Source organism: Vibrio coralliirubri (assembly GCF_024347375.1).
Lineage (GTDB): Bacteria > Pseudomonadota > Gammaproteobacteria > Enterobacterales > Vibrionaceae > Vibrio > Vibrio coralliirubri.
The window spans coordinates 3,392,811-3,405,806 of record NZ_AP025470.1; the positions used below are offsets into that span (position 1 = coordinate 3,392,811).

Consider the following 12,996-nt stretch of genomic DNA (forward strand, 5'->3'; position numbering starts at 1 on the left):
ACGCATCAGCTTATTTTGCTGGAGCGCCGCTTGCTTGATTCATGTATTGGAAGAAGTCAGTCTTCGGATCCAGTACTAGAATGTCGCTCTTATCGCTAAATGATGTCTCATAAGCTTGCAATGAACGCATGAAGCCGTAGAACTCAGGATCTTTGCTGAAAGCATCAGAGTAGATCTTCGCTGCTTCTGCATCTGCATCACCACGAGTGATTCGAGCTGTACGGTCAGCCTCAGCAAGAACTGTTGCCACTTCTAGCTCAGCTTGAGCACGGATAACTTCCGCTTTCTCACGACCTTGAGAACGGTGTCTACGAGCAACCGACTCACGTTCTGCACGCATACGACGGTAGATAGATTCACTGATTTCGTCAGGAAGGTTAATCTTCTTCATTCGGAAATCAACAACTTCAACACCTAAATCAGCCATCGCACTTTCTGCCGTTCCAGACAAAACGTTTTCCATGATCTTGTCGCGTTCGCCATCAACTTCTAGAGCTTCTGCAGCCGCTACCGTTGTGACAACTTCGCTATCAGCAGAGTCTGGCAGGATGTCCTTATTACGAGGACCTGACACGATCTGCTTAATTTCACGAGAACCAATTTCAGAACGAAGAACATCTGTCACTTTACGCTCAAGAAGTGCTTCTGCCGTCATGATATTACCGCCGCCAGTACTCAGATAGAAACGTCCAAAATCAGCAATACGCCATTTTGCGTAAGTATCAATTAGAACGTCTTTTTTCTCTGATGTTACGAAACGGTCAGAACGACCATCCATCGTTTGAATACGAGCATCAAGTACTTTTACGCGATCAAACATAGGCAGTTTAAAGTGCAGGCCTGGTTCATAGATTCGTGATACGCCGTTGTCATCGAGAACTCGACCAAAACGAATTACCATGCCACGCTCGCCTTCTTGAATCACAAACACTGACATCAATAGAAGGGCAATCGTCACAACTAATACAGGGATCATTAATTTACGCATTATTAGTATCTCCCTTGGCGTGAACTGTCTGAACGAGTTTGAGTGCTAGGCTTAGGATCCGCTTGAGTTTCTAACTCAATTTGATCGTAAGTTGATGATGCTTTTGCAGGGCGAGAGCCCGACTGAGAACCACCTTGTGCGCCTAGCTTATCAATTGGCAGGTATAGCAAGTTACCGCTTGATTCAGAATCAATCAGGACTTTCGATGTGCTTGAGTACACTTTTTCCATTGTATCAAGGTACATACGGTTACGTGTTACTTCAGGAGCAGCTTGGTATTCAGGTAGCAGTTTCTCGAACTGAGCTACTTGACCTAGAGCACCATTAACTGTGCGCTCTGAGTAACCTACCGCTTCTTTCTTCAAACGCTCAGCTCGACCTGTTGCTTTTGGAAGAATGTCATTTCGGTAAGCTTCAGCTTCACGTTCAAAACGCTCTTCATCCTCACGAGCCGCGATAGCATCATCAAATGCATCTTTCACTTGCTCAGGTGGACGTGCTGACTGGAAGTTCACGTCAACAATCAGAATACCCATGTCGTAGCTATCAATAATACGGTTCAACGTTTCTTGAGTGCTTTGACGAATCTGCTGACGACCACTTGTCAGGATACTATCCATTAGTGAGTCACCAATTACCGCACGAAGCGCAGAATCGGTTGCTTGGCGTAAACTGTCGTCTGCATTCGTTACACGATACAAGTACTTGTATGGGTCAGAAACACGGTATTGAACACCCATTTCAACGGTCACAACGTTTTCATCTTTCGTTAGCATCGTGCCAGCAGCACGTAGAGAACGAATCGCTTGAACGTTTACTAGTTGCTCATCTTTGATTTCATCGATGAAGCGTGGGTGCCAGTTAAGACCAGGTTCTTCGATACGGTCGAACTGACCCAGTCGAAGTACTACTGCTCTTTCTGCTTCGCCAACAGTGTAGAAACCAGCGAAGAACCAGATAGCAATAGCAATAACGGCAATGACACCAAAGCCAATTGCACCGCCACCACCAATAGATGGCCCGTTACCGTTGCCACCCTTTTTACCAAACTTGCCACCTAACTTTTGACTTAGTTTACTAAACACTTCGTCTAGATCTGGCGGTCCTTGATCTCGGCCGCCGCGATTATTTTTATTACCCCAAGGGTCATTATCGCGGCCGTTATTATCGCCGTTGTTGTTATTTCCAGGCTCATTCCACGCCATTAGAAAGCTCCATCATTTGATATGACGTTATACTGTAGCAGTCTCTTTGGTAACGATAAAGTCACCTAAGAGCGCCCCTTCTCTTTTTTCAAGTTTAGACCAATCTATTTGTTGCATTCGGATATCTATCAACAAGTTACCATTTTCATCATACTCTTCCTGTTGAATACATTTCATCTCGAAGAATAAGCTGCGAATACGGCCCTGATGTTGATGTGGAATACACAACCGGAATTGAACCATCTGGCTAGCTAAACGCTCAGTTAAAGCTTCAAACAGTAGCTCAATACCTTCTCCTTCCATTGCAGAAACCCAAACAGCGCGAGGTGCGCCCTCTTCGTCTCTTTCAATTCGAGGTTTTTGGTCTTCCATGCAGTCAATTTTGTTCATGACTACAAGGGTTGGCACTTCATGAGCATCGATTTCTTCTAATACTTCATGAACAGCCTGAATGTTCTCACGAAAACGGTCATCACTGGCATCAACAACATGTAACAAAATGTCAGCTTCCTGCGTCTCTTGTAATGTTGCCTTGAACGCAGCGACCAAGTCGTGTGGTAGATGACGGATAAAACCTACGGTATCTGCGAGAATTGCAGGCCCGACATCTGCCAAATCAATCTTACGTAGTGTTGGGTCTAGCGTTGCAAACAGTTGGTCTGCCGCATAAACACCAGCACTTGTGATGCGATTGAAAAGTGTTGATTTCCCTGCGTTGGTATAACCAACCAAAGAAATTGTTGGGATTTCAGCTCGATTACGAGCACGTCGTCCTTGTTCACGCTGCTTAGCGACTTTCGCTAAACGACGTAGTATTGCCTTTATACGGTCACGCAACAAACGGCGATCGGTTTCCAGTTGAGTTTCACCTGGACCACGAAGACCAATACCACCTTTCTGCCTTTCAAGGTGAGTCCAACCACGAATCAATCGAGTAGAGATATGACGAAGCTGAGCGAGCTCAACTTGTAGCTTACCTTCATGAGTTCGCGCACGTTGTGCAAAGATATCTAAGATCAAACCCGTGCGATCAATCACACGACATTTACACAATTGCTCGAGATTTCGCTCTTGGGCAGGAGAGAGGGAGTGGTTAAAAATCACAATTTCAGCACCGGTTAGCTGAACAGCTTGTGCGATTTCTAGGGCTTTACCTTCTCCAACGTAGTATTTAGGGAGTGGGGATTGTCGGCTACCAGTAATCACTTGTAGCGTTTCTACCCCCGCTGAGGAGACCAGCATTTCACATTCGCTTAGGTCTTCCCATTCTCCCTCTTGCGTGAAGTTGATATGAACAAGTACGGCTCGCTCGCCGGATTCATAACGGTCAAACAAGCAACCAACTCCTTATTACAGCGCAAGCTGTATCAATTGAACGATTAATCTTCAGTCTTCTCTGGACGATCAGATGGCGTGCGTTGCTCGCCGCTGTGGTGACTCACTGCGCGAGCAGGTACCACAGTAGAAATCGCATGCTTGTAAACCATTTGGTTTACTGTGTTCTTCAATAAGATCACGAATTGATCGAAAGACTCGATCTGACCTTGCAGCTTAATGCCGTTAACAAGATAGATAGAGACTGGAATGCGCTCACGACGGAGTGCATTTAGGAATGGGTCTTGTAGCGATTGCCCCTTAGCCATTTTATTTTCCTTATTTGTATTTTGTTGTAATTATTTAGCTAGTGGTGCACAAAAAGGTGCGGCCTTTGCATCTGAGCTAAATGAATAAAAAAACTCCGTTGTTATTGAAAGGCTGTGATTTTTTTAAAAGCCTCAATAACGGATCCTTTCCAGAGTATATTCACGCAAAAGCGATCACATTATACACAGCAATACTAATCAGATGCTATTGCATCTGAAAGAGTTTCTAACGCTTGATCAATGTTTTCGCTATCTAACCAAGTTAAATCATCCCAACTGCGCAACCAGGTGATTTGTCGCTTGGCCAACTGACGGGTTGCACAGACACCACGGAAAACCGCTTCGTCTAAATCACAATTACCGTCTAAATAATCCCACATCTGCCTATAACCAACGCATCGGATCGATGGTAGTTCAGGGTGAAGGTCTTCTCTGGCGTACAACGCCTTCATTTCATCTTCAAACCCGGCTTCTATCATCTTCTCGAAACGCAGCTCAATGCGGCGATGGAGTTCAGTCCTTTCCTTGGGAGCTATTGCAAATTGTTTTACACGAAATGGCAGGCTATCGCCTTTCGTTTGAGTTAGCTCTGTTAATGTTTTACCCGAAATTCGGTAAACTTCCAATGCCCTTGAAAGCCTTTGTGGATCATTTGGGTGTATTCTTTCAGCGGATACGGGATCTATCTCTCTTAATTGATCATGCAATGCCTGCCAACCTTGTTCGATAGATTCCGCTTCAATCTGCTTACGAATCTCTTGATCCGCTGCTGGTAATGGCGATAAACCTTCCAACAATGCTTTGTAGTACAGCATTGTGCCACCAACAAGTAACGGGATTTTGCCTTCCGCTACAATCTTATTCATTTCATTGATCGCATCACGACGAAAATCTGCCGCAGAATACGCTTCGCTTGGATCCAAAATATCAATCAAGCGATGAGGCGCGAGCGCAAGCTCTTCCGCATCCGGTTTAGCGGTACCAATATCCATGTCTTTGTAGATCAATGCCGAATCGACACTGATGATCTCTACAGGGTATTTCTGACGTAAGCGGATAGCTAAATCTGTTTTTCCTGACGCCGTTGGGCCCATTAAAAACAACGCTAAAGGTAATTTTTCAGTCATGATATTTTGTATTTGCTTCTCTGTTTTAGCGCTTTTTAGCAAAGGGCTTTGTGTCGCGACGTATTCAGCTAAAAAGGCAAATGTCGTCGCGAAAAAATTAAACCGTAAACGCGGCTATAGTCGCTGAAAAGTCGATAGGATTAACAAACTCTGGATCATCTAATGGAAGTAGACCATGCCAAAGTTGTTCAAGTTCCCCAACTAGTTGAACCGCTTCAGATAAAGTGTAGTCGCTTTTTACTTGTGCCGTTTGAATCCCGATCCAGTTGACCAATGATGGCAATAGGTCGTTAGAAACATTAGCCGTGTGATTATCAGCAATCTGAGCGTTTAATGAAGCCGCGTAAGATAACAGATCTGGGATCAAAATTTGTAAGTTTTGCTGCCTTAAAGGAGAAGGCACGCCCATCACCATTACCGCCTCGCTGTTTCGCGCCTTAAGCTCAATCCCCAGTAATGCCAGAGTTTGGCTCAGCGCCTTAGCAACTTCGACAAGTTCACTACCGAGCTTAATCGATAAGGGTACCAATAGTGGTTGGCTTTTTAACGCGCCCCCTCGAGTATCAAGCTGACCAACAACACGCAATAACTCAGCCTTAGCCAAGGAAACCAATACACTGCCGTTCTTATTGCCCATCACCAGATATTGACGTTCCACAATCGAGACCGCTTTACCCAAGTCCGTTACAGGTGCTCTTGGTTTCAAGTTAACGGGATTCTGTTGAGCAGGCTTAGCTTCTATATTTTCTATGTTATCTCTGGTTTCTACTGGTGCCACATGCGCTTGAGAAGATGAAGGCTGTACAACTTGATCATCAAAATCACGCGTTTTCAGAAGCTCTTTATAGGCTTTCACTTCTCGCTTAGATGGCGCGGGTTCACCATGATGCTGATGTGGCTCTTTCTCTTTTTTAGGTTCAGGTCGAGACTCTATCCACTCTTGGCGAGGAGAACCGGTAAAACTGCTTTCACTAGCAGACGAGCTTCGGCCAGCAGATGAACTTGAGCTGATTGATGGAGCATAGTGTCGCCCACCATCATTAACGCTGTGTTGAGGCTTATCAAAAGCGTGATCTGATTCTGCTTTTCTCGGGTAGGCTGGCGTTTTCTCAATAGCGTGTCGCACCCTATCCGAAACTTGAGTTTGATCCGAACTGCTAGGCATTACGCTTTCTGATTCAGTGAAACTTGCAACACCATCAACTTCAGAGCTCGCGCTATCTTGTTGATGATATGTCACTTCTGACTGATGAAAAGCCGACTGATTTAATGGCGCAGCATCGATCTGCTTGCTCTGTGCTAAACCATCACTCAATGCCTGGTAAATAAAGTCATGCACAAGGCGCGCTTGATGAAAACGTACTTCATGCTTTGCAGGATGAACATTCACGTCCACTTGATGTGGGTCTAACTCAATGAACAACACATATGTCGCGAATTGGTCTGGACGCAGGCTGGTTTCGTAGCTTTGACGAATCGCATGATTGATCAGCTTGTCACGCATCATACGACCATTCACATAGCAGTATTGCAGGTCGCTTTGTTGTCTTGCTCCTTCTGGCGTGGTGATCCAGCCATGGAGTTTTAGACCTTGGTGCTCAAGCTCGATCTTAAGCATATGACGAACAAAAGGATTGCCACATACCGCCGCGATACGCTTTTCTGCTTGAACTTGTGTTTTAGCAGCGCGGTACTGACGAATCATTTTGCCGTTATGACGAAGGTTGATCGTCACATCAAAGCGACTCAATGCAATACGCTTGAGCAACTCATCAATATGGGTGAATTCTGTTTTCTCGGTGCGTAAGAATTTGCGGCGTGCTGGTGTGTTGAAGAACAAGTCCAACACCTCAACTGAGGTACCAATTGGGTGTGCCGCAGGCTGCAGTTTCACCTGCATGTCTCGGCCTTCACTGTGTGCAGCCCAAGCTTGATCTTGAGTGGCAGGGCGTGAGGTCATGGTTAAGCGCGCAACAGAGCTAATACTCGCCAGCGCTTCACCACGGAAACCGAGGCTGACGATCGCCTCTAGGTCATCAAGAGTGTGGATTTTGGAGGTAGCATGACGACTCAGCGCCAAGGCAAGCTCATCTTTAACGATGCCCTTACCATTGTCACGAACGCGGATCATCTTAGCGCCACCTTTCTCGATATCAATATCGATACGAGTGGCACCCGAATCCAAACTGTTCTCAACCAACTCTTTTACAACAGAAGCAGGTCTTTCTACCACCTCACCCGCTGCGATTTGGTTAGCTAACCGAGCTGGCAGTATTTTGATCGTCATATTTATAGCTACCTTACTGCCATTGATGGAAACGCTGTTACGTTTGCACTAGTTCTTCTTTTTTAACATTGATATACCTGAAGCCGCTTAGTATTCCCAAGACTACTTGTGAGGAATAATCAACACTTGGCCGATAGCTAGGCTGTCAGATCGTAGCTTATTCGCTTGGCGAATGCTGTTGACGCTCACGCCGTATTTCGAAGCTATCTTGCCAAGGTAATCACCTCTTGCAACTTTGTGTTTACGCAGAGGAACATCTTTCACTTCAACCGTAATACGTAACTTTTGGCCCACTCTCACCGTCTCAGATTTCAAACGGTTCTCACGTTTAATATCAGCCACCGACACTTTATAGCGGCTGGCGATCTTACCTAGGTACTCTCCAGACTTAACCGTGTGAGTTATGGTCTTAGTTTTAACAGCACTGCTTGATGATGAACTTGAAGCGCTGCCTGGAATCTTAAGTACTTGGCCAATTGCTAGGCTGCTCGATTTCAGATTGTTGAACTTCATCAACGTCTGTGTCGACGTACCATATTTGCTCGCAATCACAGACAAAGACTCGCCACGAGAGACTTTATGTTGGCTCACGCTACCCGTTGATGACGTTGCGTTAGATAAGATAATCCCTTCAGGCGGGTTAGCCTTCAAATACTTCACCACGGCTTTAGTCACTGCTCGTGCCAATTTATCTTGGTGCGAACGTTGGAAAAGAAGCTTCTCTTCCGTCGGATTCGAAATAAAGCCCGTCTCTACCAGTACCGATGGGATCTGTGGTGAACGTAATACCGCCAAACTGGTATTGATTGGTTTACTGTTATGCAGTTTCGCAACCTTACCCATCTCAGACAGAATCGTTGTTGCAAGCTTATAACCCTCTTTCTGTGAGTGGCTGAACTGCAAATCAAGCAGGGTTTGGTTTACGTTCTTATCATCAATATTGCCAGTGAAAGCCGCACCACTACCACCCAGCAGTTCTGACTGTTTCTCTTTGTTCTCAATCCAGCGTGAGATCTCGGTATTCGCTCGTCGAGTATTCAACACAAATACCGAACCACCTCTTGGTTGAGGCGTCGTAAAGGCATCGGCGTGAATAGAGATCAACAGGTGAGCTTCATTCTCTCGAGCAATCGCAACACGTCGATTCAGGTTCACAAAGTAGTCAGCATTACGAGTCATACGAGTTTTGATCCCCGGGACCGCATTCAGTTGAGCTGCTAACTTCTTAGAGATACTCAGAGTTGCGTCTTTTTCATACTTACGAGATGGACCGATTGAGCCAGGATCTTCACCGCCGTGGCCAGGGTCAATCACAATTAGAATGTCTTTCTGGCGCTTAACCTGATTAATGTTCTTACTTACCGTTGGCTTACTCGGCGTCGATGTCGCTTTACTTGCCGCACCATGAGGTAAGTCAATCACCAAACGGTGTCCATACTGACCACCCGGAGTCGGGCTCAGTTTGAACAACTCCGCTTTAGACGACTTCTTTAACTCAAAAACCAAGCGATAGGTGTTTTTGTCTGGTGGCGAACTCTTACGAATTTTAGATAGAACAGGGCTGTCTTTCACCACGACCGGTAACTTAGTCGCAAGATTGGTATTTTTTAAATCGACCACTAAACGACTCGGGCTACTCAGAGTGAAATAGCTAAAGTCCGCTTCTGATTTTAAGTCGATAACCACACGAGTTTCTTCTGGAGAAGGCCAAACCCTTAAACTTTTCAGTGAGTTTGCAGAAACAAGTGAAGAAAACAGTATAGAAAAAACAGCAGCCATCATGGCCACTGTTGAAATAAGGCGTTTAGAAATCAACATAACTCCAACTGACTAAGTAAGCGCTGTCCGTATTCACTATTAGCGGTTAAAGAAACAATACGGTGATCGTCTTGGTAACGAATATCAATATCCAAATCGGCTTCTGGTAGCATCCCATAACCTTTCTCAGGCCATTCAACCAAACAGATAGCATCCGGAGTAAAGTAGTCACGAATCCCCATGAACTCTAACTCTTCAGGATCGGCTAGGCGATAAAGGTCAAAGTGGTACACCTGCCAATCGGCAAGTTGATAAGGTTCAACTAGAGTATACGTTGGGCTCTTTACATTTCCTTGATGGCCAAGTGCTTTTACAAAGCCACGACTGAAGGTCGTTTTACCTGCGCCAAGATCACCATGCAGATAAATAGTCGTCTGCTGTGAGCAAAGATTAGAAAGCTCCGTTCCTAATTGAATCGTTGCTTGTTCATCTTTCAAAGTAAATTGTTTCGTGCTCATGAATACGTTCTCTAAAAATCGATCGTTGACTATATAAAAATCAAAAGAACAAGAATAGTAAACCGTGATGCTTTTGGGAGACAAGCACTCAAGTGTAAGTTCTATGAAAAATACTGCTCAAAACGCGTCTGTTCTGGTCAACACCACTAAGATCCGTTAAGATCCGCCCCCATTTTTGCCGAACCTAATTTTAATTAGCCTTATCTCTAATTGTAAAACAGAGAAAATAAGAATTAAGCCATGAATCTAGACCATCTTGCTGAAAAAATTAAAATCTGGGGAAAAGAGCTAGGCTTTCAAAAAGTTGGCATCTGCGATGTTGATTTAAGTGAACACGAAGCCCCTCTTCAAGCATGGCTAGATGCTGGCAATCACGGCGAAATGGATTGGATGGCTCGACATGGGATGATGCGTGCACGTCCTGATGAACTTCACCCTGGTACAATTCGAGTGATCAGCGCTCGAATGAATTACCTACCACCAGAAGCTCAGTTCGCCTCTAACCTAAACGATACCACTCAAGGCTACATCAGCCGTTACTCTTTAGGCCGCGACTATCACAAATTGTTCCGTAACCAGTTGAAAAAGCTGGGACAAAGAATTGAAAAAGAGGTCGAGGGTTTAGACTCACGTCCTTTCGTCGATTCAGCGCCCATTTTGGAAAGACCGCTCGCTCAGAAAGCAGGGTTGGGTTGGACAGGTAAACACTCATTAATTCTTGATAAAGACGCTGGCTCTTGGTTCTTTCTAGGGGAGCTGTTGGTTAACATCCCTCTTCCAACGGATGAACCCAGTGTCGATGAGTGCGGCAAATGCACCGCATGTATCACTTCTTGCCCAACAGGTGCCATTATTGCTGATGGCGTGGTTGATGCACGAAAATGTATCTCGTACTTAACTATTGAATATGATGGTGTGATCCCTGAAGAGTATAGAGATGCCATTGGTAACCGTATTTACGGTTGCGATGATTGTCAGTTAGTTTGCCCATGGAATCGTCATGCCGAACTCACAGAGCAAACAGACTTTCACCGCAGAGAAGATTTCCAAGAAGCCGATCTGGTTTCACTTTCAAGTTGGGACGAAGCAACCTTCCTAAAGAAAATGGAAGGCTCAGCAATAAGACGTATCGGCCACACCCAGTGGTTACGCAATATCTTTGTTGCGATGGGCAATGCACGATTCCAACAACGCATTGTTGAAACGCTGGAATCTCATCAAGGAAAAAACGATATGTTGGATGTGCATATTGAGTGGGCTTTGAATAAACAACTACAGCAGTTACCCAACGCTAGCTGTGTGCAAGAAAATAGCAGCAAAATCCTCACCAAAAAGCACAGACTGATACGCATTGTTGAGAAAGGGCTACCAAGAGACGCCTAGCCCTTTGGCATCAACGATTGACAGCGACACCCACATCGATAGTCCAATATTTAAGACAACTCGTTGCACATAATTTTAGAACAATGTTTGACCTTGTTCTCAATTCTAACAATGTGGAAAAAATTCAGAACTCTCGTAAACTTCCGACACCCGCACAAAGTTAAACACAGTACCGATAAATGATTAAGATCAAAAAACAACAAGTTAACGATCTTTTATCAAATTGAAGATAAGCATTCATCTTGATAAAAAACAACAAGTTACGATCGCCGCAATTCAGCTAATATATTGAAAACAAGAAAGATCTTTTAGGGATATGTAAAGAATTAAGACTGAAATAACTTTATCAACCAAGTTATCCACACCTAACATTTTGTGGATAAGTCTGTTTATAGATGTGAAAAACCTCAAGTATCTGCTTCAGAGACCTGATGTTTACTAGCATTCCAGTTGCTAAGAAAAATTTAAGACAAAAAAATATCCACCATGATGGAGGATTATTTGCTTTTTGGGGGGATTATGCTTCGCAGCATTAAAGAAAGAGCGTGACCCTTAAGGTCGCCTTTAAACTCTGTGATCTAAAGAAAAACACGGTGGTTTAAAGAGTCTTAATAGCTTTTTAGAAGAAAGCTGGAGCGATACATCGGGTTCGAACCGATGACCTCAACCTTGGCAAGGTTGCGCTCTACCAACTGAGCTAGTATCGCATTAGTTAATCGCTGCTCTTACTGCCTTGGGCAACAGATAGCGCTTAACTGTAATGTGGTTGCGGGAGCCGGATTTGAACCGACGACCTTCGGGTTATGAGCCCGACGAGCTACCAAACTGCTCCATCCCGCGTCCGGATGCATTATTTAAGTTAATGACTCTGTTCTCTAAAAAGAGAGAATTTGGAGCGATACATCGGGTTCGAACCGATGACCTCAACCTTGGCAAGGTTGCGCTCTACCAACTGAGCTAGTATCGCATTAGTTAATCGCTGCTCTTACTGCCTTGGGCAATAAGTGGCGCCTAACTGTAATGTGGTTGCGGGAGCCGGATTTGAACCGACGACCTTCGGGTTATGAGCCCGACGAGCTACCAAACTGCTCCATCCCGCGTCCGGATGCATTGTTTAAGACAATGAGACTAAACCATTTTCATCTTCAGCATAAAGCGTGAGAGAGAATTTGGAGCGATACATCGGGTTCGAACCGATGACCTCAACCTTGGCAAGGTTGCGCTCTACCAACTGAGCTAGTATCGCATTAGTTACTCGCTACTCTTACTGCCTTGGGCAATAAACAGCGCCTAACTGTAATGTGGTTGCGGGAGCCGGATTTGAACCGACGACCTTCGGGTTATGAGCCCGACGAGCTACCAAACTGCTCCATCCCGCGTCCGGATGCATTGTTTAAGACAATGAGACTAAACCATTTTCATTCCGAGCAAAGCTCTAAGAATAGAATTTGGAGCGATACATCGGGTTCGAACCGATGACCTCAACCTTGGCAAGGTTGCGCTCTACCAACTGAGCTAGTATCGCATTAGTTAATCGCTGCTCTTACTGCCTTGGGCAACAGATAGCGCTTAACTGTAATGTGGTTGCGGGAGCCGGATTTGAACCGACGACCTTCGGGTTATGAGCCCGACGAGCTACCAAACTGCTCCATCCCGCGTCCGGATGCATTATTTAAGTTAATGACTCTGTTCTCTAAAAAGAGAGAATTTGGAGCGATACATCGGGTTCGAACCGATGACCTCAACCTTGGCAAGGTTGCGCTCTACCAACTGAGCTAGTATCGCATTAGTTAGTCGCTGCTCTTACTGCTTTGGGCAATAAACGGCGCTTAACTGTAATGTGGTTGCGGGAGCCGGATTTGAACCGACGACCTTCGGGTTATGAGCCCGACGAGCTACCAAACTGCTCCATCCCGCGTCCGGATGCATTGTTTAAGACAATGAGACTAAACCATTTTCATTCTGAGTACTTTCTCTAGGAGATGACTTCTAAGAACTGAATTTGGAGCGATACATCGGGTTCGAACCGATGACCTCAACCTTGGCAAGGTTGCGCTCTACCAACTGAGCTAGTATCGCATTAGTTA

Annotated in this window: 9 protein-coding genes and 11 tRNA genes; 1 reads left to right on the forward strand and 19 read right to left on the reverse strand. The window is 45.1% G+C overall.

Annotated elements, in window-relative coordinates; translation table 11 throughout:
* Window positions 1-10: 10 nt before the first annotated feature.
* From hflC to tsaE, 8 genes are all read right to left on the reverse strand, one after another.
* Window positions 11-988, reverse strand: a complete 978-nt coding sequence (gene hflC / locus OCV20_RS15290) for a protease modulator HflC (protein WP_017059930.1) — start codon at window positions 986-988, stop codon at window positions 11-13.
* Between the two features lie 2 nt (window positions 989-990).
* Window positions 991-2,193: an FtsH protease activity modulator HflK gene (gene hflK / locus OCV20_RS15295; protein WP_048610697.1), complete on the reverse strand. Its 1,203-nt coding sequence runs from the start codon at window positions 2,191-2,193 to the stop codon at window positions 991-993.
* Window positions 2,194-2,220: 27 nt separating this feature from the next.
* On the reverse strand, window positions 2,221-3,528 hold the full coding sequence (gene hflX / locus OCV20_RS15300) for a ribosome rescue GTPase HflX (RefSeq protein ID WP_017059928.1): 1,308 nt from the start codon (window positions 3,526-3,528) through the stop codon (window positions 2,221-2,223).
* 44 nt (window positions 3,529-3,572) lie between these two features.
* Window positions 3,573-3,836 carry an RNA chaperone Hfq gene (gene hfq, locus OCV20_RS15305; RefSeq protein WP_017059927.1) on the reverse strand — a complete coding sequence of 88 codons (264 nt, stop codon included), beginning with the start codon at window positions 3,834-3,836 and terminating at the stop codon, window positions 3,573-3,575.
* A gap of 194 nt (window positions 3,837-4,030) precedes the next feature.
* Window positions 4,031-4,963, reverse strand: a complete 933-nt coding sequence (gene miaA / locus OCV20_RS15310; protein WP_048612708.1) for a tRNA (adenosine(37)-N6)-dimethylallyltransferase MiaA — start codon at window positions 4,961-4,963, stop codon at window positions 4,031-4,033.
* Between the two features lie 97 nt (window positions 4,964-5,060).
* Window positions 5,061-7,250, reverse strand: a complete 2,190-nt coding sequence (mutL, locus tag OCV20_RS15315) for a DNA mismatch repair endonuclease MutL (protein ID WP_086773928.1) — start codon at window positions 7,248-7,250, stop codon at window positions 5,061-5,063.
* A 102-nt stretch (window positions 7,251-7,352) separates the two neighbouring features.
* Window positions 7,353-9,068, reverse strand: coding sequence for an N-acetylmuramoyl-L-alanine amidase (locus OCV20_RS15320; protein ID WP_086773927.1), 1,716 nt, complete (start codon window positions 9,066-9,068; stop codon window positions 7,353-7,355).
* The gene (gene tsaE, locus OCV20_RS15325; protein WP_004735870.1) at window positions 9,062-9,526 is read right to left on the reverse strand and encodes a tRNA (adenosine(37)-N6)-threonylcarbamoyltransferase complex ATPase subunit type 1 TsaE; all 465 of its coding nucleotides are present in this window, start codon (window positions 9,524-9,526) and stop codon (window positions 9,062-9,064) included. Before tsaE ends, OCV20_RS15320 begins: the two co-directional genes overlap by 7 nt.
* A 240-nt stretch (window positions 9,527-9,766) precedes the next feature.
* On the opposite strand from tsaE, the gene queG reads away from it, so the two are divergent.
* Window positions 9,767-10,909: a tRNA epoxyqueuosine(34) reductase QueG gene (queG, locus tag OCV20_RS15330; RefSeq protein ID WP_086773926.1), complete on the forward strand. Its 1,143-nt coding sequence runs from the start codon at window positions 9,767-9,769 to the stop codon at window positions 10,907-10,909.
* A 631-nt stretch (window positions 10,910-11,540) separates the two neighbouring features.
* On the opposite strand, the gene OCV20_RS15335 is transcribed toward queG, so the two are convergent.
* The 11 genes from OCV20_RS15335 to OCV20_RS15385 form a co-directional block, all read right to left on the reverse strand.
* Window positions 11,541-11,616, reverse strand: a tRNA-Gly gene (locus OCV20_RS15335).
* A 56-nt stretch (window positions 11,617-11,672) separates the two neighbouring features.
* A tRNA-Met gene (locus tag OCV20_RS15340) sits at window positions 11,673-11,749 on the reverse strand.
* A 51-nt stretch (window positions 11,750-11,800) separates the two neighbouring features.
* Window positions 11,801-11,876 (reverse strand) — tRNA-Gly (locus OCV20_RS15345).
* Between the two features lie 56 nt (window positions 11,877-11,932).
* Window positions 11,933-12,009: transfer RNA gene (locus OCV20_RS15350), tRNA-Met, on the reverse strand.
* Window positions 12,010-12,079: 70 nt separating this feature from the next.
* Window positions 12,080-12,155, reverse strand: a tRNA-Gly gene (locus tag OCV20_RS15355).
* A 56-nt stretch (window positions 12,156-12,211) separates the two neighbouring features.
* A tRNA-Met gene (locus OCV20_RS15360) sits at window positions 12,212-12,288 on the reverse strand.
* 70 nt (window positions 12,289-12,358) lie between these two features.
* Window positions 12,359-12,434: transfer RNA gene (locus OCV20_RS15365), tRNA-Gly, on the reverse strand.
* A gap of 56 nt (window positions 12,435-12,490) precedes the next feature.
* Window positions 12,491-12,567, reverse strand: a tRNA-Met gene (locus OCV20_RS15370).
* Between the two features lie 51 nt (window positions 12,568-12,618).
* Window positions 12,619-12,694: transfer RNA gene (locus OCV20_RS15375), tRNA-Gly, on the reverse strand.
* A gap of 56 nt (window positions 12,695-12,750) precedes the next feature.
* Window positions 12,751-12,827 (reverse strand) — tRNA-Met (locus tag OCV20_RS15380).
* A gap of 85 nt (window positions 12,828-12,912) precedes the next feature.
* A tRNA-Gly gene (locus OCV20_RS15385) sits at window positions 12,913-12,988 on the reverse strand.
* Between the last annotated feature and the right edge of the window lie 8 nt (window positions 12,989-12,996).

Coding starts and splice junctions, on each gene's coding strand:
- queG (WP_086773926.1), top strand. CDS start 9,767: ATGAATCTAGACCATCTTGCTGAAAAAATTAAAATCTGGGGAAAAGAG.
- hfq (WP_017059927.1), bottom strand. CDS start 3,836: ATGGCTAAGGGGCAATCGCTACAAGACCCATTCCTAAATGCACTCCGT.
- hflK (WP_048610697.1), bottom strand. CDS start 2,193: ATGGCGTGGAATGAGCCTGGAAATAACAACAACGGCGATAATAACGGC.
- hflC (WP_017059930.1), bottom strand. CDS start 988: ATGCGTAAATTAATGATCCCTGTATTAGTTGTGACGATTGCCCTTCTA.
- mutL (WP_086773928.1), bottom strand. CDS start 7,250: ATGACGATCAAAATACTGCCAGCTCGGTTAGCTAACCAAATCGCAGCG.
- tsaE (WP_004735870.1), bottom strand. CDS start 9,526: ATGAGCACGAAACAATTTACTTTGAAAGATGAACAAGCAACGATTCAA.
- OCV20_RS15320 (WP_086773927.1), bottom strand. CDS start 9,068: ATGTTGATTTCTAAACGCCTTATTTCAACAGTGGCCATGATGGCTGCT.
- miaA (WP_048612708.1), bottom strand. CDS start 4,963: ATGACTGAAAAATTACCTTTAGCGTTGTTTTTAATGGGCCCAACGGCG.